General features: G+C 61.5%; 18 protein-coding genes. 10 read left to right on the plus strand and 8 right to left on the minus strand.

Features of this window, described 5'->3' with window-relative positions; genetic code table 11:
* From ACA041_RS14355 to gloB, 5 genes are all read right to left on the minus strand, one after another.
* Positions 1–1,074 (minus strand): microcin C ABC transporter permease YejB, encoded by a 1,074-nt coding sequence (locus ACA041_RS14355; RefSeq protein ID WP_064677970.1) that lies wholly within the window; start codon positions 1,072–1,074, stop codon positions 1–3.
* A gap of 4 nt (positions 1,075–1,078) precedes the next feature.
* The gene (locus ACA041_RS14360) at positions 1,079–2,920 is read right to left on the minus strand and encodes an extracellular solute-binding protein (RefSeq protein WP_497441709.1); all 1,842 of its coding nucleotides are present in this window, start codon (positions 2,918–2,920) and stop codon (positions 1,079–1,081) included.
* On the minus strand, positions 2,917–4,749 hold the full coding sequence (locus ACA041_RS14365) for an extracellular solute-binding protein (protein ID WP_497441710.1): 1,833 nt from the start codon (positions 4,747–4,749) through the stop codon (positions 2,917–2,919). The genes ACA041_RS14360 and ACA041_RS14365 overlap by 4 nt, the downstream gene beginning before the upstream one ends.
* A 160-nt stretch (positions 4,750–4,909) precedes the next feature.
* Positions 4,910–6,340: a transglycosylase SLT domain-containing protein gene (locus tag ACA041_RS14370; RefSeq protein WP_497441711.1), complete on the minus strand. Its 1,431-nt coding sequence runs from the start codon at positions 6,338–6,340 to the stop codon at positions 4,910–4,912.
* A gap of 99 nt (positions 6,341–6,439) precedes the next feature.
* Positions 6,440–7,207, minus strand: a complete 768-nt coding sequence (gene gloB, locus ACA041_RS14375; RefSeq protein WP_497441712.1) for a hydroxyacylglutathione hydrolase — start codon at positions 7,205–7,207, stop codon at positions 6,440–6,442.
* Positions 7,208–7,273: 66 nt separating this feature from the next.
* On the opposite strand from gloB, the gene ACA041_RS14380 reads away from it, so the two are divergent.
* The 5 genes from ACA041_RS14380 (at position 7,274) to ACA041_RS14400 (ending at position 12,587) form a co-directional block, all read left to right on the plus strand.
* Positions 7,274–8,032, plus strand: coding sequence for a class I SAM-dependent methyltransferase (locus ACA041_RS14380; RefSeq protein ID WP_497441713.1), 759 nt, complete (start codon positions 7,274–7,276; stop codon positions 8,030–8,032).
* A 92-nt stretch (positions 8,033–8,124) separates the two neighbouring features.
* Positions 8,125–8,577 carry a ribonuclease HI gene (gene rnhA, locus ACA041_RS14385; RefSeq protein ID WP_497441714.1) on the plus strand — a complete coding sequence of 151 codons (453 nt, stop codon included), beginning with the start codon at positions 8,125–8,127 and terminating at the stop codon, positions 8,575–8,577.
* Between the two features lie 231 nt (positions 8,578–8,808).
* Complete coding sequence (gene dnaQ, locus ACA041_RS14390; protein WP_497441715.1) at positions 8,809–9,567, plus strand: DNA polymerase III subunit epsilon; 759 nt, start codon at positions 8,809–8,811, stop codon at positions 9,565–9,567.
* Positions 9,568–9,702: 135 nt separating this feature from the next.
* Positions 9,703–11,958 (plus strand): Orn/Lys/Arg family decarboxylase, encoded by a 2,256-nt coding sequence (locus tag ACA041_RS14395; RefSeq protein ID WP_497441716.1) that lies wholly within the window; start codon positions 9,703–9,705, stop codon positions 11,956–11,958.
* 14 nt (positions 11,959–11,972) lie between these two features.
* Positions 11,973–12,587, plus strand: coding sequence for a GNAT family N-acetyltransferase (locus ACA041_RS14400; protein ID WP_497441717.1), 615 nt, complete (start codon positions 11,973–11,975; stop codon positions 12,585–12,587).
* Here ACA041_RS14400 and ACA041_RS14405 read toward each other — a convergent pair.
* Both ACA041_RS14405 and ACA041_RS14410 read right to left on the minus strand, forming a co-directional pair.
* Positions 12,553–13,446, minus strand: coding sequence for a LysR family transcriptional regulator (locus ACA041_RS14405; RefSeq protein WP_497441718.1), 894 nt, complete (start codon positions 13,444–13,446; stop codon positions 12,553–12,555). The genes ACA041_RS14400 and ACA041_RS14405 overlap by 35 nt on opposite strands.
* 88 nt (positions 13,447–13,534) lie before the next feature.
* Entirely contained in the window at positions 13,535–13,795 is a 261-nt protein-coding gene (locus tag ACA041_RS14410; protein WP_497441719.1) for a hypothetical protein, read from the minus strand.
* Between the two features lie 175 nt (positions 13,796–13,970).
* Between ACA041_RS14410 and ACA041_RS14415 the strand changes: the two genes are divergently transcribed.
* Both ACA041_RS14415 and ACA041_RS14420 read left to right on the plus strand, forming a co-directional pair.
* A complete protein-coding gene (locus tag ACA041_RS14415; RefSeq protein ID WP_497441720.1) occupies positions 13,971–14,531 on the plus strand; it encodes an NADPH-dependent FMN reductase in 561 nt (186 codons plus the stop codon).
* 136 nt (positions 14,532–14,667) lie between these two features.
* Positions 14,668–15,951: an arsenic transporter gene (locus ACA041_RS14420; RefSeq protein WP_497441721.1), complete on the plus strand. Its 1,284-nt coding sequence runs from the start codon at positions 14,668–14,670 to the stop codon at positions 15,949–15,951.
* Between the two features lie 104 nt (positions 15,952–16,055).
* On the opposite strand, the gene ACA041_RS14425 is transcribed toward ACA041_RS14420, so the two are convergent.
* The gene (locus ACA041_RS14425; protein ID WP_497441722.1) at positions 16,056–17,006 is read right to left on the minus strand and encodes a DUF1853 family protein; all 951 of its coding nucleotides are present in this window, start codon (positions 17,004–17,006) and stop codon (positions 16,056–16,058) included.
* Between the two features lie 108 nt (positions 17,007–17,114).
* Between ACA041_RS14425 and ACA041_RS14430 the strand changes: the two genes are divergently transcribed.
* Genes ACA041_RS14430 through ACA041_RS14440 form a run of 3 tightly spaced genes read left to right on the plus strand, consistent with a single transcriptional unit; the run spans position 17,115 to position 19,842 of the window.
* A complete protein-coding gene (locus ACA041_RS14430) occupies positions 17,115–18,005 on the plus strand; it encodes an NAD(+) kinase (protein ID WP_497441723.1) in 891 nt (296 codons plus the stop codon).
* The gene (locus ACA041_RS14435; RefSeq protein WP_497442081.1) at positions 18,002–18,976 is read left to right on the plus strand and encodes a metallophosphoesterase; all 975 of its coding nucleotides are present in this window, start codon (positions 18,002–18,004) and stop codon (positions 18,974–18,976) included. The genes ACA041_RS14430 and ACA041_RS14435 overlap by 4 nt, the downstream gene beginning before the upstream one ends.
* Positions 18,973–19,842, plus strand: a complete 870-nt coding sequence (locus ACA041_RS14440; RefSeq protein WP_497441724.1) for a rhomboid family intramembrane serine protease — start codon at positions 18,973–18,975, stop codon at positions 19,840–19,842. The genes ACA041_RS14435 and ACA041_RS14440 overlap by 4 nt, the downstream gene beginning before the upstream one ends.
* The last annotated feature ends 24 nt before the right edge of the window (positions 19,843–19,866 follow it).

The following is a 19,866-nucleotide window of genomic DNA, read 5'->3' on the forward strand; positions in this document are numbered from 1 at the left end:
TCAATGCTCCCGGCTTTCGAAGTCGATGCGCGGATCGACAAAGGTGTAGGTGAGGTCGCCGATCAGTTTCACCACCAGACCCAGCAGGGTGAAAATGAACAGCGTGCCGAACACCACCGGGTAATCGCGGTTGATCGCCGCCTCGAAACTCATCAGCCCGAGGCCATCGAGGGAGAAGATCACCTCCACCAGCAACGAGCCGGTGAAGAAGATGCCGATGAACGCCGACGGGAACCCGGCGATCACCAACAGCATGGCATTGCGGAACACATGGCCATAGAGCACGCGGTGGTTGGTCAGGCCCTTGGCCTTGGCGGTGACCACGTATTGCTTGTTGATCTCGTCGAGGAAGCTGTTCTTGGTCAGCAGGGTCATGGTTGCGAAGTTGCCGATCACCAGCGCCGTCACCGGCAACGCCAGGTGCCAGAAATAGTCGAGGATCTTGCCGCCCATGCTCAGCTCGTCGAAGTTGTTCGAGGTCAGGCCGCGCAACGGGAACCAGTCAAGATAACTGCCGCCGGCAAACAGCACGATCAGCAGGATGGCGAACAGGAACGCCGGGATCGCGTAGCCGACGATGATCAGCGAACTGGTCCAGACGTCGAAGTGGCTGCCGTGACGCGTGGCCTTGGCGATCCCCAGGGGGATCGAGACCAGGTACATGATCAGCGTGCTCCACAGCCCGAGGGAGATCGACACCGGCATCTTTTCCTTGATCAGGTCGATGACCTTGGCATCGCGGAAGAAGCTGTCGCCGAAATCCAGGGTCGCGTAGTTCTTGATCATGATCCACAAGCGTTCCGGCGCCGATTTGTCGAAGCCGTACATGTGCTCGATTTCCTTCACCAGCGCCGGGTCCAGGCCCTGGGCGCCGCGGTAGGCCGAGCCGGCCACGGACACTTCGGCACCACCGCCGGCGATGCGGCTGGTGGCGCCTTCGAAGCCTTCGAGCTTGGCGATCATCTGTTCCACCGGCCCGCCGGGGGCGGCCTGGATGATCACGAAGTTGATCAGCAAAATGCCGAGCAAGGTCGGGATGATCAGCAGCAATCGCCGAAAAATATACGCCAGCATCTGGTTACTCCGTGCCCGCAGGGTCGGCTTGCAGTTTGGTTTCGACTTCTACCGCAGGTGTAGCGTCGGGCTTGATCCACCAGGTGTTGATGCCGACGTCGTACTTGGGTGAGATGTCCGGGTGGCCGATGTGGTTCCAGTAGGCCACGCGCCAGGTCTTGATGTGCCAGTTGGGGATCACGTAGTAGCCCCATTGCAGCACCCGGTCCAGTGCCCGGGCATGGGCCACCAGGCTTTTGCGCGAGTCAGCGTTGATCAATTGCTCGACCAGTTGATCCACCACCGGGTCTTTGAGCCCCATGGAGTTGCGGCTGCCGGGTTTGTCGGCGGCGGCGGACATCCAGAATTCGCGCTGTTCGTTACCTGGCGAGTTGGACTGCGGGAAGCTGCCGACGATCATGTCGAAGTCCCGCGAGCGTACGCGGTTGATGTACTGCGAGACGTCGACCCGGCGGATCACCAGCTCGATGCCCAAGTCGCTCAGGTTGCGCTTGAACGGCAGCAGCACGCGCTCGAATTCGGTCTGGGCCAGCAGGAACTCGAGGCTCACCGGTTTGCCGGTGGCGTCGACCATCTTGTCGTCGACGATGCGCCAGCCGGCCTCCTGCAACAGTTGATAGGCCTTGCGTTGCTGGGTGCGGATCATGCCGCTGCCATCGGTGACCGGGTTCTGGAAGGTCTCGGTGAACACCTGCTCGGGGATCTTGCCGCGGAAGGGGTCGAGAATCGCCAGCTGATCGGCGTCCGGCAGGCCGCTGGCGGCCATTTCCGAATTCTCGAAATAGCTGCGGGTGCGCGCGTAGGCGCCGTTGAACAGTTGCTTGTTGGTCCATTCGAAGTCCAGCATCAGGGTCAGGGCCTGGCGCACCCGTACGTCCTGGAACAGCGCACGGCGCAGGTTGAACACGAAGCCTTGCATGCCGGTGGGGTTGCCGTTGGGGATCTGTTCCTTGATCAATCGGCCCTCGGTGACGGCCGCGATGTTGTAGGCGTTGGCCCAGTTCTTCGCCGCCATCTCCAGCCAGTAATCGAACTGCCCGGCCTTGAGCGCTTCCAGGGCCACGGTGTTGTCGCGGTAATAGTCGGTGGTCATCACATCGAAGTTGTAGAACCCTCGGTTGACCGGCAGGTCCTTGCCCCAGTAGTCCTTCACCCGTTCATAGCGCACCGAACGCCCGGCCTTCACTTCGCTGACCTTGTAGGGACCGCTGCCCAAGGGCATTTCCAGGTTGCCCTTGTTGAAATCGCGGCTGGCCCACCAGTGTTTGGGCAGCACCGGCAACTGGCCGAGGATCAGCGGCAATTCGCGGTTGTTGCTGTGCTTGAATTTGAACAGCACTTTGAGCGGGTCTTCGGCAATCACTTCGGCGACGTCGCTGTAGTAGCCGCGGTAGAGCGGAGCGCCGTCTCTGGTCAGGGTCTCGAAGCTGAACACCACGTCTTCGGCACGGATCGGATGGCCGTCATGGAAGTGTGCTTCGGGGCGCAGGTAAAAACGCACCCAACTGTTGTCCGGGGCTTTCTCGATCTGGCCGGCGACCAGCCCGTACTCGGTGAACGGCTCGTCCAGGCCCTGTTTGGCCAGGGTGTCGTAAATCAGGCCGATGTCGTCGGCCGGTACGCCCTTGCTGATGAACGGGTTGAGGCTGTCGAAGCCGCCAAACCCGGCCTGGCGGAAAATCCCGCCCTTGGGTGCATCGGGGTTCACGTAATCGAAATGCTGGAAGCCCGCCGGGTACTTCGGCGGCTCGTTGTACAAGGTCAGGGCATGTTGCGGGGCGGCGCAGGCCAGCCCGGCGAACAACAGGCCGCTGGCGTGCAACAGCAGGGCACGTACGGGTTTCATCGATCCTTCTCCGAAGATTTCAGCCACCATGCGCTCAGGCCCAGGGTGTAGGGCGGCGTGGTGACAAAGGCGAACCGGTTGCGGTAGGCCAGGCGGTGATAATTGAGGTACCAGTTGGGAATGATGTAGTGCTGCCACAGCAGCACCCGGTCCAGCGCCTTGCCGGCGGCGACCTGTTCGTCGCGGGTCTTGGCGGCGAGCAATTGTTCGAGCAAGTGGTCGACCACCGGGTTGGCGATGCCTGCGTAGTTTTTGCTGCCCTTGACCCCGACCTGGCTGGAATGAAAGTACTGCCATTGCTCAAGGCCCGGGCTGAGGGTCTGATTGAGGGTCATCAGGATCATGTCGAAATCGAACTGGTCGAGGCGCTGTTTATACTGGGCGCGATCCACCGTGCGCAGGCGCGCGTCGATGCCGATGCTGGCGAGGTTCTCGGCGTAAGGCTGGAGGATGCGTTCCAGGTTCGGGTTGACCAGCAGGATCTCCAGGCGCAACGGTTGCCCGGCGGCGTTCTGGAGGCGCTGGCCATTGAGCTTCCACCCAGCCTCGGCCAGCAGGCCCAGGGCCTTGCGCAGGGTTTCCCGGGGGATGCCGCGGCCTTGGGTCTGCGGCAAGCTGAACGGTTCGGTGAGCAGTTTGGCGGGCAGTTGCTCACGATAGGGCTTGAGCATCAGCCACTCGTGGCCAACGGGCAGGCCGGTGGCCGAAAACTCGCTGTTGGGGTAGTAACTCAGGGCGCGCTGGTAGGCGCCGCCGAACAGTGTGCGGTTGGTCCATTCAAAGTCGAACATCATCCCCAATGCTTCCCGGACCCTGGCCTCGGAAAAGGTCGGGCGCCGGCTGTTCATGAACAGGCCCTGGGTCTGGGTCGGGATCTGGTGCGGGATCTGCGCCTTGATCACTTCGCCGCGGCGCACCGCCGGGAACTTGTAGCCGTTTTCCCAGTTTTTTGCCTGGTGTTCGATGTAGATGTCGAACTCGCCGGCCTTGAAGGCTTCGAACGCGACGTCGCTGTCACGGTAGAACTCGACTTCCATGCGGTCGACGTTGTACTTGCCGCGATTGACCGGCAGATCCGCGCCCCAGTAATCCTTGACCCGTTCGAAAACGATCTGGCGTCCTGGGGTGACCGAGGTGATGCGATACGGTCCGCTGCCCAGGGGCGGCTCGAAGGTGGTGGCCTTGAAGTCCCGTCTTTTCCAGTAATGCTGCGGCAGTACCGGCAATTCGCCCAGGCGCAGGATCAGCAACGGATTGCCGGCGCGCTTGAAGACGAAGCGGATGCGCTGCGGGTTGAGGATGTCGACTCGCAGCACTTCCTGCAGATGGGTGCGGTACTGCGGATGACCTTCCTTGAGCAGCAGGCGGTAGGAAAACGCGACGTCGTACGCGGTGATCGGCGAGCCATCGTGGAACCGCGCTTGCGGACGCAGGTTGAACACCACCCAGCTGCGGTCCTCGCTGTATTCCACCGATTGCGCGATCAGGCCATAACTGGACGTCGGCTCGTCGCCGGACGGCGCGTACTGGCCGGTGCCGACCATCAGTGTTTCGTTGAGCTCGTTGATGCCGTACTGCAGGAAATTGGGCGTGGAAACCGGGCTCGACCCCTTGAACGTGTAAGGGTTGAGCGTATCGAAGGTGCCAAATGCCATCACCCGCAATGTACCGCCCTTGGGCGCTTGCGGGTTGACCCAGTCGAAGTGGGTAAATCTGGCCGGGTACTTGAGCGTGCCGAACTGCGCATAACCATGGCTTTCGCTGATTGTCGCGCTTGCGGGGGAGCTCAAGGCCAGGCTGATCAGGAACAGGAGGAGGGGACGCTTCAAGTCAGAGATCCGATCCAGGCGGCTTGGGCTTTGTGGGTCGTACAGTAACAGCTTGTATGGACAGGAAAAAGACGGGGTTTTAGTGCGGGGTTAATTGCTGAGAAGAAAGGCCATTCTTGAAACAACAGGCAAAAAAAAGCCCCTGAATCAGGGGCTCGTTTTAATGCGGCGAAGCAACCGTCAACATCTGCCCCGGTTTCAGCGCCTTGCCCACCCGCGGGTTCCAGCGCTTGAGGTGTTGCATTTCCACGTTGAAACGCTTGGCCACCATGTACAGCGAGTCGCCTTGCTTGACCTTGTACTGGGTCTGCTGCTTCTTGTTGCTGGCCGCGACCACGGTGTTGACGCGCCCGGAACCGCGCTTGGTGGTGTCCTGCATGACCAGGGTCTGGCCGGCCTTGAGATTCTTGCCGGTCAGTTTGTTCCAGCGCTGCAGGTCCTTGACGTCGACCTTGTTCGCTTTGGCAATGGTGCCCAGGTTGTCGCCGCGCTTGACCCGGTAGGAACGCTTGACGCCGGCGATTGCAGGGCTGTCGGCGCCTTCGAAGACAGGCTTGAGTGGCTTTTTGCTGATCAACTCGTCGGGGCGCATGGTCGACAGGCTGGTGGTCAGCAACTGCGCCTTGGACGTCGGCACCAGCAAATGCTGGGGGCCATCAATGGTGGTGCGCTGTTTGAACGCCGGATTGAGCTGGAACAGTTCGTCTTCGTCGATGTTGGCCACCGCGGCAACCTTGGACAGGTCCATGCGCTGGTTGATTTCGACGACCTGGAAGTAGGGTTCGTTGGCGATCGGGTTGAGGTTCACGCCGTAGGCGTCGGGTGCCAGTACCACTTGCGACAGCGCCAGCAGCTTCGGCACGTAGGCCTGGGTTTCGGCCGGTAGCGGCAGGTTCCAGTAATCGGTCGGCAGGCCGAGCTTCTCGTTACGCTCGATGGCTCGGCTGACTGTGCCTTCGCCCGCGTTGTAGGCCGCCAGGGCCAGCAACCAGTCGCCGTTGAACATGTCATGCAGGCGGGTCAGGTAATCCATCGCCGCCGTGGTCGAGGCGGTGATGTCGCGACGGCCATCGTAGAAGCGGGTCTGACGCAGGTTGAAGTAGCGACCGGTGGAAGGGATGAATTGCCACAGGCCCACCGCGTTGGCCCGGGAATAGGCCATCGGGTTGTAGGCGCTTTCAATCACCGGCAGCAGCGCCAGCTCCAGTGGCATGTTGCGTTCTTCAAGGCGTTCGACGATGTAATGAATGTACAGGCTGCCGCGCTCGCCGGCGCTTTCGAGAAAGGACGGGTTGCTGGCGAACCACAGGCGCTGTTGCTCGATGCGCGGGTTGACGCCGACGGTGTCCTGCAGCTGGAAGCCCTGGCGCATGCGCTCCCAGACATCCTGGGGTATTTGCGGCGTCGGTTTTACGCTGAGCAGCACAGGCTTTGGCTTGGCTCGAGCGGCGATATTCGGAGTGTGTGTCGCTTCGGTCTGCGGCACATGGCTGGAACAGCCCGCCAGGGTGGCGGACACAGCCACCGCGATGGCTTGAGCCAGGCGGGTCAATGCGTCTGTATTGATGGCTTTACGTATGGATGACGACATTGGCTGGAAGTAAGTTCCGGGCAAAAATGTCGGGGGATTCTAGAAAGCGCACCCCCCCAGGTCAACCATTCAGAATTTTTGTACCATCGGCGAGGCTGCTTAGAACTTATCTTTCCAGGCACGAAGAGCAGCAAAGACCGCACTCGGAGCCCGGTTATGAGTTCCATCCCGTTCGTCCACTTTTTCTTTAACGGATGTTTCGCCGGTGCGCAAAAACGGATTTGTGAGCTTTTCCAGGGCCAGCGTCGACGGCAGGGTGATGATCCCGGCGTCCCGTTGACGCGTGACGTTGGCCAGCCGCTCGGCGATGTCGGGGTTACCCGGTTCGACCGCGGCGGCAAAGCGCAGATTGCTCAGGGTGTATTCATGGGCGCAGTAGACCAGCGTATCCTCGGGAAGGGCGGCAAGGCGGCTCAGCGAGCTGTGCATCTGTTCGGGCGTGCCTTCGAAGAGGCGTCCGCAACCGGCGGCAAACAGGGTGTCGCCGCAGAACAGCAGGCCCTGGTGATAAAGGGCAATGTGGCCGAGTGTATGGCCGGGGACTTCGATGACCTCGAAGTCGCAGTCCAGGACGCGAAAGCGGTCGCTGTCCTTGAGCGCGATATCCCGCGCCGGGATGGTTTCACTGGCCGGGCCATAGACGGTGGCGTCTGTCGCTTTCTTCAGCTGCTCGACGCCGCCCACATGGTCATGATGATGGTGAGTGATCAGAATATCGCTCAGCACCCATTCCGGGTGCGCCGCGAGCCAGGCCTGGACGGGCGCGGCATCCCCCGGATCGACGACTGCACAGCGCCGGGTGTGGTGGTCTTGTAACAACCAGATGTAGTTGTCGGTGAAGGCGGGCAGGGCAGTGATCTGTATCATCGTCGGATTCGCCAAGCGGAAAACAATGGCGCATCTTAGAACTTCCTGGCGCGTTGGAGAAATGCAATGACCGATAAAGCGTTCGCTCAGGCCGATCCTGAGTGGCTGACGTTGATCAGCGCGGCCCGTGAATGGCTGTCCGGCCCGATCGGGCAATTTCTGCTGGACGAAGAACGGCGCATGCTCGAAGACGAGTTGGGCCGGTTCTTTGGTGGCTACCTGGTGCATTACGGTCCTTCGGCACAGACACCGCCGTCAGCGCCGCAGGTGCAGCGCAATGTACGGCTCGGCGCGCCGTTGCCGGGGGTCGAGATCGTCTGTGAAGAGCAGGCGTGGCCGTTGAGCGAGCATGCCGCCGATGTGGTGGTGTTGCAGCACGGGCTGGATTTCTGCCTGTCGCCCCACGGTTTGCTGCGCGAAGCGGCCAGCAGCGTGCGGCCCGGCGGTCATTTGCTGATCATCGGGATCAACCCCTGGAGCACCTGGGGCTTGCGCCATATGTTCGCTCACGATGCCATGCGCAAGGCGCGCTGCATTTCCCCCTCCAGGGTCGGCGACTGGCTGAACCTGCTGGGTTTTGCGCTGGAGAAACGCCGCTTCGGGTGCTATCGTCCGCCGCTTGCGTCACCTGCCTGGCAAGCCCGTCTGGCCGGTTGGGAGCGCAAGGCCGGTGACTGGCAACTGTCGGGTGGCGGCTTCTATTTATTGGTGGCGCGCAAGATCGTGGTGGGGCTGCGGCCGGTGCGTCAGGAGCGACGCGAGCCGATGGGCAAGTTGATTCCGTTGCCGATGGCCAAGGTCAATCGTCGCCGCCTCGAACCGTAATACACATTCATATTCCCGGCCGGGTTTGTCCCGGCCTCGGGCATCGTCGGTCCCGGGATCGGCGAGCCACCGCATTTTCTGGATAGATTGGCATGAGCGATAGCGTAGAACTCTTCACCGACGGCGCCTGCAAAGGCAATCCTGGCCCTGGCGGCTGGGGCGCATTGCTGGTGTGCAAGGGCGTTGAAAAAGAACTCTGGGGCGGCGAAGCCAACACCACCAACAACCGCATGGAGCTGAAGGGCGCGATCCGCGGTCTGGAAGAGCTCAAGCGCTCCTGCGACGTGCTGCTGGTGACCGACTCCCAGTACGTGATGAAAGGCATCAACGAGTGGATGGACAACTGGAAGAAGCGCGGCTGGAAGACTGCGGCGAAGGAACCGGTAAAAAATGCCGATCTGTGGAAGCTACTGGATGAGCAGGTCAACCGGCACAACGTCACCTGGAAGTGGGTGCGCGGGCACATCGGCCATCACGGCAACGAACGGGCCGACCAGCTGGCCAACCGTGGCGTGGATGAAGTGCGCGGGTACAAGCAGGCCTGATTGAGTTTCTGCCAATGCACCGCGTCGCGGCCATCGCGAGCAAGCTCGCTCCCACATTGGATCTCTATTGGGCGCAAATCCCCTGTGGGAGCGAGCTTGCTCGCGATGAACGGTGACGCAATTTTGCTGAAAATCCACGGCGTTTGCGTCACTTGGCGTGGCGCGCCGGATCCCGCGAGCATGTTAACATCGCCGCTTTTGCAAGAATGACCCGCTGAGAGCTGAGCACTGATGGCCACCAGATCCGTTGTACTCGATACCGAAACCACCGGCATGCCGGTGACCGATGGCCACCGGATTATCGAAATCGGTTGTGTCGAGTTGATCGGTCGGCGCCTGACGGGCCGGCATTTTCACGTTTACCTGCAACCGGATCGCGAGAGTGATGAAGGCGCCATCGGCGTCCACGGCATCACCAACGAATTCCTGGTGGGCAAACCGCGTTTCACCGAAGTGGCCGAAGAGTTCTTCGAGTTCATCAAGGGCGCGCAGCTGATCATCCATAACGCGGCGTTCGACGTTGGCTTCATCAACAACGAATTCGCGCTGATGGGCCTGCACGACCGCGCCGACATCACCCAACATTGCACGATCCTCGATACCCTGATGATGGCCCGGGAGCGTCACCCCGGGCAGCGCAACAGCCTCGATGCCTTGTGCAAACGCTATGGCGTCGATAACTCCGGCCGCGAACTCCACGGCGCCTTGCTCGACTCCGAGATCTTGGCCGACGTCTACCTGACCATGACCGGCGGCCAGACCAGCCTGTCCCTGGCCGGTAACGCTTCCGATGGCAACGGTTCCGGTGAAGGCGCGGACAACTCGGCCACGGAAATCCGCCGCTTGCCCGCCGACCGTCAACCGACACGAATCATCCGCGCCAGCGAAGATGACCTGGCCCAACACATTGCCCGCCTGGAAGCCATCGCCAAGTCCGCCGGCGCGCCATCGCTGTGGCAACAACTGGCCGAGGCCAAGGCCCAGGCGTGAATCTTTAAAGATCTTGATAACGCGTACCGCGCCCAATGACCCATTTCAGGGCACGGCACTCGCCACATGCGCTCCAACCCTCTACCCTGAGGTGATTGGCAGGCCACGGCCCGCCGCCTCAGGACACTGAGCCTCATGTATAAAGATCTGAAATTCCCGGTCCTGATCGTCCACCGCGACATCAAGGCCGACACCGTCGCCGGTGACCGTGTGCGTGGCATCGCCCGGGAACTTGAGCAGGAAGGCTTCAGCATTGTTTCGGCGGTCAATTACACCGAGGGGCGCCTGGTCGCCTCGACCCATCACGGCCTCTCGTGCATGTTGATTGCCGCCGAAGACGCCAGCGCCCACTCGCATCTGCTGCATAACATGGCCGAGCTGATCGGCCTGGCGCGGGTTCGTGCGCCGGACCTGCCGATCTTCGCCCTGGGCGAACAGGTGACCCTGGAAAACGCCCCGGCCGATGCCATGGCTGAACTCAATCAGCTGCGCGGCATTCTGTACCTGTTCGAAGACACCGTGCCCTTCCTCGCCCGACAGGTGGCCCGCGCCGCGCGCAAGTACCTCGATGGCCTGCTGCCACCGTTCTTCAAAGCCCTGGTGCAACACACCGCCGACTCCAATTACTCCTGGCACACCCCCGGTCATGGCGGTGGCGTGGCGTACCACAAGAGTCCGGTGGGGCAGGCGTTCCACCAGTTCTTCGGGGAAAACACCCTGCGCTCGGACCTGTCGGTGTCGGTGCCGGAACTGGGTTCGCTGCTCGATCACACCGGCCCCCTGGCCGCCGCGGAGGCCCGTGCCGCGCGCAACTTCGGCGCCGATCACACCTTTTTCGTCATCAATGGCACGTCGACCGCCAACAAGATCGTCTGGCATTCGATGGTCGCCCGGGACGACCTGGTGCTGGTGGATCGCAACTGTCACAAGTCGGTGCTGCATTCGATCATCATGACCGGCGCCATCCCGCTGTACCTGTGCCCGGAGCGCAATGAGCTGGGGATCATCGGGCCGATTCCGTTGAGCGAATTCAGTCGCGAATCGATCCAGGCCAAGATCGACGCCAGCCCGCTGACCAAGGGCCGGGCGCCCAAGGTCAAACTTGCGGTGGTCACCAACTCGACCTATGACGGCCTCTGTTACAACGCCGAGCTGATCAAGCAGCATCTGGGCAACAGCGTCGAGGTGTTGCATTTCGACGAGGCCTGGTACGCCTATGCGGCGTTCCATGAGTTTTTCGCCGGGCGTTACGGCATGGGCACGTCCCGCAGTGAGGACAGCCCGCTGGTGTTCACCACCCATTCCACCCACAAACTGTTGGCGGCGTTCAGCCAGGCCTCAATGATTCATGTCCAGGACGGCGGCGCGCGGCAGCTGGACCGGGATCGCTTCAACGAAGCGTTCATGATGCACATCTCCACCTCGCCGCAGTACAGCATCATCGCCTCGCTGGACGTGGCGTCGGCCATGATGGAAGGTCCGGCAGGACGTTCGCTGTTGCAGGAAATGTTCGACGAGGCCCTGAGTTTCCGGCGCGCCCTGGCTAATCTGCGGCAGCACATTGCCGCGGATGACTGGTGGTTTTCCATCTGGCAGCCGCCCTCGGTGGAAGGCATCGAGCGTGTTGTCACCGAAGACTGGCTGCTGCAACCCGACGCCGATTGGCACGGCTTCGGCGGCGTGACCGATGACTACGTACTGCTCGATCCGATCAAGGTCACCCTGGTGATGCCCGGCCTGACCGCAGGCGGCGCCCTCAGCGAGCGCGGGATTCCGGCGGCGGTGGTCAGCAAGTTCCTCTGGGAGCGTGGACTGGTGGTCGAGAAAACCGGGCTATATTCATTCCTGGTGCTGTTCTCCATGGGCATCACCAAGGGCAAATGGAGCACGCTGCTGACCGAGCTGCTGGAATTCAAGCGCAGCTACGATGCCAACGTCAGTCTCGCCACTTGCCTGCCGTGCGTGGCGCAGGAGAATCTCGCGCGCTATCAGGGCATGGGGCTGCGCGACCTTTGCGACCAATTGCACGCCTGCTACCGCAGCAACGCCACGGCCAAACACCTCAAGCGCATGTACACCGTTTTGCCGGAAGTCGCCATGAAGCCATCCGACGCCTATGATCAGTTGGTGCGTGGCGAAGTTGAAGCGGTGTCCATCGATGCCCTGGACGGGCGGATCGCTGCCGTGATGCTGGTGCCATACCCGCCGGGGATTCCGTTGATCATGCCCGGCGAGCGCTTTACCGAGTCGACGCGCTCGATCAACGATTACCTGGCGTTTGCCCGTACGTTCGACAGCAGCTTCCCGGGCTTTGTCGCGGATGTGCACGGCTTGCAACACGAAGACGAGGGCAATGGACGGCTTTACACCGTCGATTGCATCAAGGAATGAGGACCTTTCCCAGTATGCAACCGGTCATGAATCCGCAATACCCAGGGCTGTCGGTGCGCGTTGCCGACGATGGTTTCGCCGCTTATATCTGGGGCAGTGATTTCAGTTTTGAAGTCGCCGCCTATGGCGCCGCGCAAATCGGCAAGCCGGTGGAGCGCTGGCCGGTGACGCCCATCACCCCTTACCGCAAGTGCTACGGGATTGATCCCGAGGAATTCAGCAGTTACCGCAAGGCGGCTGACAGCGAGATTTTCATGGCTTATCTGGATGATGAGCCGGTGGGTCACCTGGTGGTCAGCACCAACTGGAATGGCTTTGCCCATATCGATGAACTGGCGGTGCACGCACCGGCTCGACGACATGGCGTGGCCAAGGCGCTGCTGGATGTGGCGCAGTTCTGGAGTCGCAAGAAAAAACTGCCGGGCATCATGCTCGAGACCCAGAACAACAACCTGGGCGCCTGTCGGCTCTATGAGCGGTGCGGGTTCGTGGTGGGCGGCATCGATCATCTGCGCTATCGCGGTATTGATCCGAGCACCGCCGAAGTGGCGCTGTTCTGGTATCGATTGTTCGATAACCCGCTGGAAAATCCGTTCAGTTCGACAGCATCGCCGCGGCTTGTTCCGTGACGATGTCCAGTAATGCCTGAGCGGCCAGCGAGGGTTCGCCGTTCTTCAGGGTCAGGGCATACAGGCTGATCGGCACCGCGGGCGCTAGCGGACAAGCGTCCAGCCCGGTCGACCGGGCCCCGAGGGCAGTGAACGGGTCGACGATCGCCAGGCCTTCGCCGGCCTCGACCATGCTTCGCATCATCTGATGAGTCTGAACCCGGGTATGGATCACCGGGGCCGGGCGTAGCGCGTGCAGTTTGTGTTCGAGCGCCGGGCTCAACGGATCATGACCTTCCAGCCCCAGCATCGATTGACCCGCCAGGTCTTGCAGCGAAATGTACTTCTGCTTGGGTTGCAACCAGCCGTGGGGTGCGAGCAGTTGCAGTTTGCCCTGGGCAATCACTTGGCAATGGATGTCGGTGTGATCGGGGTCGTGCAGGCTCAGCCCCAGATCGCTTTCGCGCAGCAGCAGGCTCTTGACGATCTCGCGGGTGGATTGGCTCAGCAGGGTGCAAGGTGCGTCGGGCAGACGTCGGCGCAAGGTCGCGATGCTCTGTGGCAACAACTGTTGGGCCAAGGGCGGGGTGCAGATAATGCGCAGGGGCGGGGCCTGGTATTGCTTGAGGCTACTGGCCAGGCGCTGGACCGGCTCGAGCGCGTCATAGACGTGGGCGATTTCGACCTGCAGCGCCCGCGCCTCGCACGTGGCCTGCAAGCGTCCACGCACGCTGGAAAACAGCATGAACCCCAACTGATCCTCGGCATCGCGCAGCAGGCGTTCAACCTCGGCCACCGGTAACTCCAGCCATTCGGCGGCGGTGCCGAGGTGACCGGTCTGCAACAGCGCCTGGATCACTTCGATATGACGTAAACGCATGCGTGAAGTCCATGTTCGGCAGGTGGAGGAGTCAGTATCCGAATCCTAACCCAAGTGCGCCCATATGACTTCTGCTCATAACAGCGGGTTATGAGGCGACGTTAGGTTCCGGCCGCTGGCCAACATAGGTGTCGGGTTCGCGAACGATAGTGACGTCCGACTGGATCAGCAGAAACTGGTTGTCATCGAGCTTTTTTACTCGATCGCCAATGGCCAGCTTGTAGGTGGTGACAGGCACCGAGCCGGCAAGACCGTCTGCCGACGGGGTGGATTCCTGGAACTCATGCACGGAATAAACGCGGCCTTCCGCGTCTCTTGCATGGAACTGACCGACGAGTACTGCTGCCATCTGCTTAGAACCTCTGGAGATAAATCACTCAATTTGCGGGCTGTAGACCGTGGTTGGGCGAGGTAAGTTTTCCTACAGGAAAAAAATAGTCAGGGGCGGCGTGTTTCAGTCGCCCACTGTTTGTATCGTCATCTATAACTACTAGCTCATTCCATCGGACAGTCGAGAATTTTCCATGAGCAACGTCTACACGATCGCCGTACTGGTCGGCAGCTTGAGAAAGGAATCGATCAATCGCAAGGTCGCACTGGCCCTGGCCGACCTCGCACCGGCAAATCTCAAGCTGAACATCATCGAAATTGGCGATCTGCCGCTCTACAACGAAGACATCGATGGCGCTTCACCGCCGGCAGCCTACAGTACTTTCCGACAACAAGTGAGCTCATCCGACGCGTTGCTGTTCGTGACCCCCGAATACAACCGTTCGGTGCCGGCGCCCTTGAAGAACGCAATCGACGTCGGTTCGCGGCCCTATGGCCAGAGCGCCTGGGGCGGCAAGCCGGGGGCGGTGATCAGCGTTTCACCGGGGGCGGTGGGCGGATTCGGCGCCAACCATCACCTGCGCCAGTCCATGGTGTTTCTCGACGTCCCCTGCATGCAGCAACCCGAAGCCTACCTGAACGGCGCGGGTTCGGCGTTCGACGAGGCGGGCAAGCTGTCGGAGACGGTCAAGCCGTTCCTGCAGAAATTCATCAATGCCTATGGCCAATGGGTCGAACAGCACAAGAAATTGTGAACACCTCTGTAGGAGCGTCGACCGGCTGCTCCTACAAAATCCTGACGCTTGCTCACAGATCATCGACAGAGGCAGTGAGTCTTCTATAGCCTTCACTCCAATTTCCTGCCCTGCCCCCTGTTGAAGGCTGTTTTGCATGCTCATCGCTTCCCTGATTTTCCTGCTGACCATCACCTTGGTGATCTGGCAACCCAAAGGCCTCGGCGTTGGTTGGAGCGCGGTATTGGGCGCGGTGCTGGCGCTGATTTTCGGCGTGGTGTACTTGGGCGACATCCCGCTGGTGTGGCAGATCATCTGGAACGCCACTGGTACCTTTGTCGCGCTGATCATCATCAGCCTGTTGCTGGATGAGGCCGGGTTCTTTGCCTGGGCGGCGCTGCATGTAGCGCGTTGGGGCCGGGGCAGCGGGCGCAAGCTGTTTGCCTACATGGTGCTGCTCGGGGCGCTGGTCTCGGCGTTGTTCGCCAATGACGGGGCGGCGCTGATCCTCACGCCCATCGTGATTTCCATGCTGCTGGCCTTGCGTTTTTCTCCGGCGGCGACCCTGGCATTCGTCATGGGCGCCGGCTTTATCGCCGACACGGCCAGCCTGCCGCTGGTGGTGTCAAACCTGGTGAACATCGTGTCCGCGGACTTCTTCAACATCGGTTTCAACCGTTACGCGGCGGTGATGATTCCGGTCAACCTGGTGAGTGTCGCGGCGACCCTGGCGATGCTGATGTGGTTCTTCCGTCGCGACATCCCCAAGGCTTACGACCCCGAGCAGCTGGAGCATCCGGCGTCGGCCATCCATGACAAGGCGACTTTTTTTGCCGGTTGGGCGGTATTGGTGATTCTGTTGCTCGGCTGCTTCGCCCTGGAGCCGTTGGGGATTCCGATCAGTGCCATCTCGGCGGTCTGCGCAGCCTTGCTATTGGCCATCGCTGCCCGTGGTCACAAGATTTCCACGCGCAAGGTGATGAAAGAAGCCCCGTGGCAGATCGTGATTTTTTCCCTGGGCATGTACCTGGTGGTCTACGGCCTGCGCAACGCCGGGCTCACCGGGTATCTGGCCGGCTGGCTGGATGGCTTTGCCCATTACGGCATCTGGGGCGCGGCCATGGGCACCGGTGTGCTGACGGCGCTGCTGGCGTCGATGATGAATAACCTGCCGACGGTGTTGATCGGCTTGCTGTCGATCGATGCCAGCCAGGCGACGGGGGTGGTGAAGGAAGCGATGATCTACGCCAACGTCATCGGCAGTGATCTGGGGCCGAAAATTACACCGATCGGCAGTCTGGCGACGTTATTGTGGCTGCATGTGCTGCAGCGCAAGAACATCCGGATTGGCTGGGGGTATTACTTCAAGGTCGGGATTGTGTTGACGGTGCCGGTGCTGTTGGCGACGTTGGCGGCGTTGGCTTTGCGGTTGTCCATCTAGACCGCGTCGGCCCGTTCGCGAGCAGGCTCGCTCCCACAGGGGAATGCGTTTCAAATGTGGGAGCGAGCCTGCTCGCGAAGAGGCCGGCCCAGGCGCCGCAAAACTCAACCACTGCCCGGCACATTTGGCCAAAGATCCGCCACCAGAAACAACCGCTCCGCTTCCTCCCAATCCCCATCGGCATTCTCGGTCAGTCGCACCAACAACTGCGCCGGGGCCTGGGGGTCAAGATCGCCGAGCCACGCCTCCAGTTGCGCGGTACTCCAGGTCTGGTCCACGGGATAATGCGCCGGCGCCAGCCAGGCGTGGCGGGGCAGGGGTTGCCAGCGGCCGTACGGACGCTGCACGACAAATTCCGCCCAGTCCTTTTGATGCAACCAGCTGCCACGCAAATGTTGCGGATGCGCGCCACTCGGCGACGCCGACCGACCAGGCCATGGGTACAACAAATAGCCCCCCAGCCATAAATGCGCGCTGAACTGCTGGATATCCAGCGCCGCCAGCACTTCACGGCTCTCCGGTCTCGCGGAAATCGGCAATTGATGCTGGCTCAGGTGTGCCAGTTTGCGGTCCAGCCGATCGTGGCAGCCCGGGCCGAGCCACTGCGCCGTGTCCTGTCCATCGCCATTCTGCGGGCCGAGGTAGAGTTTGATCGCCAGTTCCAGGTGATGCACGCCGTCGCGATCACGCAGCAGCATGTCCAATTCGCCCAGGGTGTGACCTTCGCGGCGGATCGGCATGTTGGCGGCAATCAGATCGATACCCGGCGCGTGGCGCACGGCGTACTGCCAGAGGCGTTCGTAGTACAGGCCCAGGCGCCGGGTCCGGGCCTGGGCCAGCCAGTGCAGCAAGTCATAACTGTCGCGATCGAGTTGCCGCAGCCAGCGTTCCAGCCGTTCCGGCGCCTGCACCCAGTCACTGCCGGCCAGCGGGTGACGCTGCGGCCACGGGGTGACGTCGAGCATCGGTGGCGCGAGGATGACCCACGCCAGGTCGCGCACTTCGGGATGGCGCAACTGGTGGGGTAACTGCAGCAAATCGGGAAATAGGATCATCTTGCGAGCATAGCCTCAATCGTGAGTACACCGTTGTGGCTGAAAGGATTTTGTCTATCCTGCGCTTTCGCCCATAATCGTGTTTTTCGCCGTCCTTGCAGGAACCCCATGGAGCAATTTCGTAATATCGGCATCATCGGTCGCCTGGGCAGTTCGCAGGTGCTGGATACCGTCCGCCGACTGAAACGGTTTCTGCTCGATCGTCACATGCACGTGATCCTCGAAGACACCATCGCCGAAGTCCTGCCGGGGCATGGCCTGCAAACCTCGTCCCGCAAGATGCTCGGCGAAGTCTGTGACATGGTGATTGTGGTCGGCGGTGACGGCAGCCTGTTGGGTGCCGCCCGAGCGTTGGCCCGACACAATATCCCGGTGCTGGGCATCAACCGCGGCAGCCTGGGTTTCCTGACCGATATTCGTCCCGATGAACTGGAAGTGAAAGTTGCCGAGGTGCTCGACGGCCACTACCTGGTGGAAAACCGCTTCCTGCTGCAGGCCGAAGTCCGCCGCCACGCCGAGGCCATCGGCCAGGGCGATGCGCTGAACGACGTGGTGCTGCACCCCGGCAAATCGACGCGGATGATCGAGTTCGAGCTGTACATCGACGGCCAGTTCGTCTGCAGCCAGAAGGCCGACGGCCTGATCGTCGCGACGCCCACCGGTTCGACGGCCTATGCGCTGTCGGCGGGCGGACCGATCATGCATCCCAAGCTCGACGCCATTGTGATTGTGCCGATGTACCCCCATACCTTGTCGGGCAGGCCGATCGTGGTCGATGGCAACAGCGAGCTGAAAATCGTCGTGTCCAAGGATATGCAGATCTACCCGCAAGTCTCCTGTGACGGGCAGAACCACTTCACCTGCGCGCCCGGCGATACCATTACCATCAACAAGAAAGCGCAGAAGTTGCGGCTGATCCACCCGCTCGACCACAACTACTATGAAGTCTGCCGGACCAAGCTCGGTTGGGGCAGTCGATTGGGTGGTGGAGGCGACTGATGCTCGATCCCGCGCGAAGTTACGACCTGATCGGTGACGTGCACGGTTGCGCCCTGACCCTTGAGCACTTGCTCGACCGGCTCGGTTATCAAAAACAGGGTGGCGTCTGGCGACATCCATCGCGCATGGCGGTGTTCGTCGGCGACATCATCGACCGCGGCCCGCGAATTCGCGAGGCGCTGCACATCGTCCACGACATGGTCGAGGCCGGCCAGGCGCTGTGCATCATGGGCAACCATGAGTTCAACGCACTCGGCTGGAGCACCCCGGCGCTTCCAGGCAGCGGCAAGCAATTCGTCCGGGAACACACGCCGCGCCATGCCCGTCTGCTCAACGAAACCCTGACCCAGTTCGAACACCATCCGGCGGACTGGCACGATTTCCTGCAATGGTTCTATGAATTGCCCTTGTTCGTCGATGCCGGACGCTTCCGGGTGGTGCACGCCTGCTGGGATGCCGGCCTGATCGAGCCGTTGCGGGCGCTGTTCCCCAACGGTTGCGTCGATGAGCATTTCCTCCAGGCCTCGGCGGTGCCCGGCAGTTTCGCCTGCACCGTGTTCGATCGCTTGCTGCGCGGCACCGACATGCGTTTGCCCCACGGGCTGACCATGACCAGCGGCGACGGCCTGACACGTTCGTTTTTCCGCACCAAGTTCTGGGAAGACGATCCGCAAACCTACGGAGACATTGTGTTCCAGCCTGATGCATTGCCAGAGCCCGTGGCGCAAACGCCATTGTCGTCCACCGAGAAAAACACCTTGCTGCGCTATGGCGCCGATGAACCCTTGTTGTTCGTCGGCCATTACTGGCGCAGCGGCAAACCGGCACCGATCCGTTCGAACCTGGCCTGCCTGGACTACAGCGCGGTGCTGTACGGCAAACTGGTTGCCTATCGCCTGGATCAGGAAACCCGTCTCGATCCGCACAAGTTCGTCTGGGTCGATGTCGAGCGTCCGGAGGTGCTGCAATGAGTACCGTTGCGGTATTGCGCCTGCCCCTGGCGGTGGACCTGAGTGGCTTCGTCAAGCTGCTGCAACGCATGCAGGTGCCGCATCGGGTCAGTGAAGAGGCGGGCGAGCAAGTGCTGTGGGTGCCGGCGAACATCAGTGAAGACGTGCGCTCGTTGTACGAACGTTTTCCCGCCGGTGACCCCGACCAACAGCTGGACATCCCGGCGGCACCGACCACTCGCCGCCCCGGTTTCGTCGAGCAACTGCGCCACGCCAGGGCCACGGCACTGGTGCTGGTGCTGAGCCTGCTCGTCGGCGCAGTGACGCTGCTGGGCGAAAACTTCGAGACGATGCGCTGGCTGACCTTCCTCGATTTTCGCATCGTCGGCGAATACATCCATTTCGTGCCGTTGGCCGACAGCCTGGCGGCGGGGCAGTGGTGGCGCCTGGTGACGCCGATGCTGATCCATTTCGGCATCCTGCACCTGGCCATGAACGGCATGTGGTACTGGGAGCTGGGGCGGCGCATCGAGTCGCGCCAGGGCAGTATCAACCTGATCGGCCTGACCTTGCTGTTCAGCCTGGTGTCCAACTATACCCAGTTCATTTTCAGTGGCCCGAGCCTGTTTGGCGGGTTGTCCGGGGTGCTGTACGGCCTGCTCGGGCATTGCTGGATTTTCCAGCTGCTGTCGCCGAACCCGGCTTATCGCCTGCCGCGTGGTGTGCTGGTGATGATGCTGGTGTGGCTGCTGCTGTGCCTGTCCGGGCTGGTCTCGATGATCGGCTTTGGAGAAATCGCCAACGCGGCCCACGTCAGCGGGTTACTCATCGGATGCTTGACCGGCCTGTTGGGTGGTTTGTACAACCGCCGTAAACTGGCTGCCTGAATTAGTTCTGTATTGAAGAGCGGA

Source organism: Pseudomonas sp. LBUM1676 (assembly GCF_059695605.1).

Excerpts from the sequence above, each read along its gene's own strand:
- ACA041_RS14415 (WP_497441720.1), top strand. The coding sequence starts at position 13,971 with ATGAGCAACGTCTACACGATCGCCGTACTGGTCGGCAGCTTGAGAAAG.
- ACA041_RS14355 (WP_064677970.1), bottom strand. The coding sequence starts at position 1,074 with ATGCTGGCGTATATTTTTCGGCGATTGCTGCTGATCATCCCGACCTTG.
- dnaQ (WP_497441715.1), top strand. The coding sequence starts at position 8,809 with ATGGCCACCAGATCCGTTGTACTCGATACCGAAACCACCGGCATGCCG.
- ACA041_RS14395 (WP_497441716.1), top strand. The coding sequence starts at position 9,703 with ATGTATAAAGATCTGAAATTCCCGGTCCTGATCGTCCACCGCGACATC.
- ACA041_RS14360 (WP_497441709.1), bottom strand. The coding sequence starts at position 2,920 with ATGAAACCCGTACGTGCCCTGCTGTTGCACGCCAGCGGCCTGTTGTTC.
- gloB (WP_497441712.1), bottom strand. The coding sequence starts at position 7,207 with ATGATACAGATCACTGCCCTGCCCGCCTTCACCGACAACTACATCTGG.
- ACA041_RS14425 (WP_497441722.1), bottom strand. The coding sequence starts at position 17,006 with ATGATCCTATTTCCCGATTTGCTGCAGTTACCCCACCAGTTGCGCCAT.
- ACA041_RS14430 (WP_497441723.1), top strand. The coding sequence starts at position 17,115 with ATGGAGCAATTTCGTAATATCGGCATCATCGGTCGCCTGGGCAGTTCG.
- ACA041_RS14440 (WP_497441724.1), top strand. The coding sequence starts at position 18,973 with ATGAGTACCGTTGCGGTATTGCGCCTGCCCCTGGCGGTGGACCTGAGT.
- ACA041_RS14380 (WP_497441713.1), top strand. The coding sequence starts at position 7,274 with ATGACCGATAAAGCGTTCGCTCAGGCCGATCCTGAGTGGCTGACGTTG.
- ACA041_RS14370 (WP_497441711.1), bottom strand. The coding sequence starts at position 6,340 with ATGTCGTCATCCATACGTAAAGCCATCAATACAGACGCATTGACCCGC.
- ACA041_RS14410 (WP_497441719.1), bottom strand. The coding sequence starts at position 13,795 with ATGGCAGCAGTACTCGTCGGTCAGTTCCATGCAAGAGACGCGGAAGGC.
- ACA041_RS14420 (WP_497441721.1), top strand. The coding sequence starts at position 14,668 with ATGCTCATCGCTTCCCTGATTTTCCTGCTGACCATCACCTTGGTGATC.
- ACA041_RS14405 (WP_497441718.1), bottom strand. The coding sequence starts at position 13,446 with ATGCGTTTACGTCATATCGAAGTGATCCAGGCGCTGTTGCAGACCGGT.
- ACA041_RS14400 (WP_497441717.1), top strand. The coding sequence starts at position 11,973 with ATGCAACCGGTCATGAATCCGCAATACCCAGGGCTGTCGGTGCGCGTT.
- rnhA (WP_497441714.1), top strand. The coding sequence starts at position 8,125 with ATGAGCGATAGCGTAGAACTCTTCACCGACGGCGCCTGCAAAGGCAAT.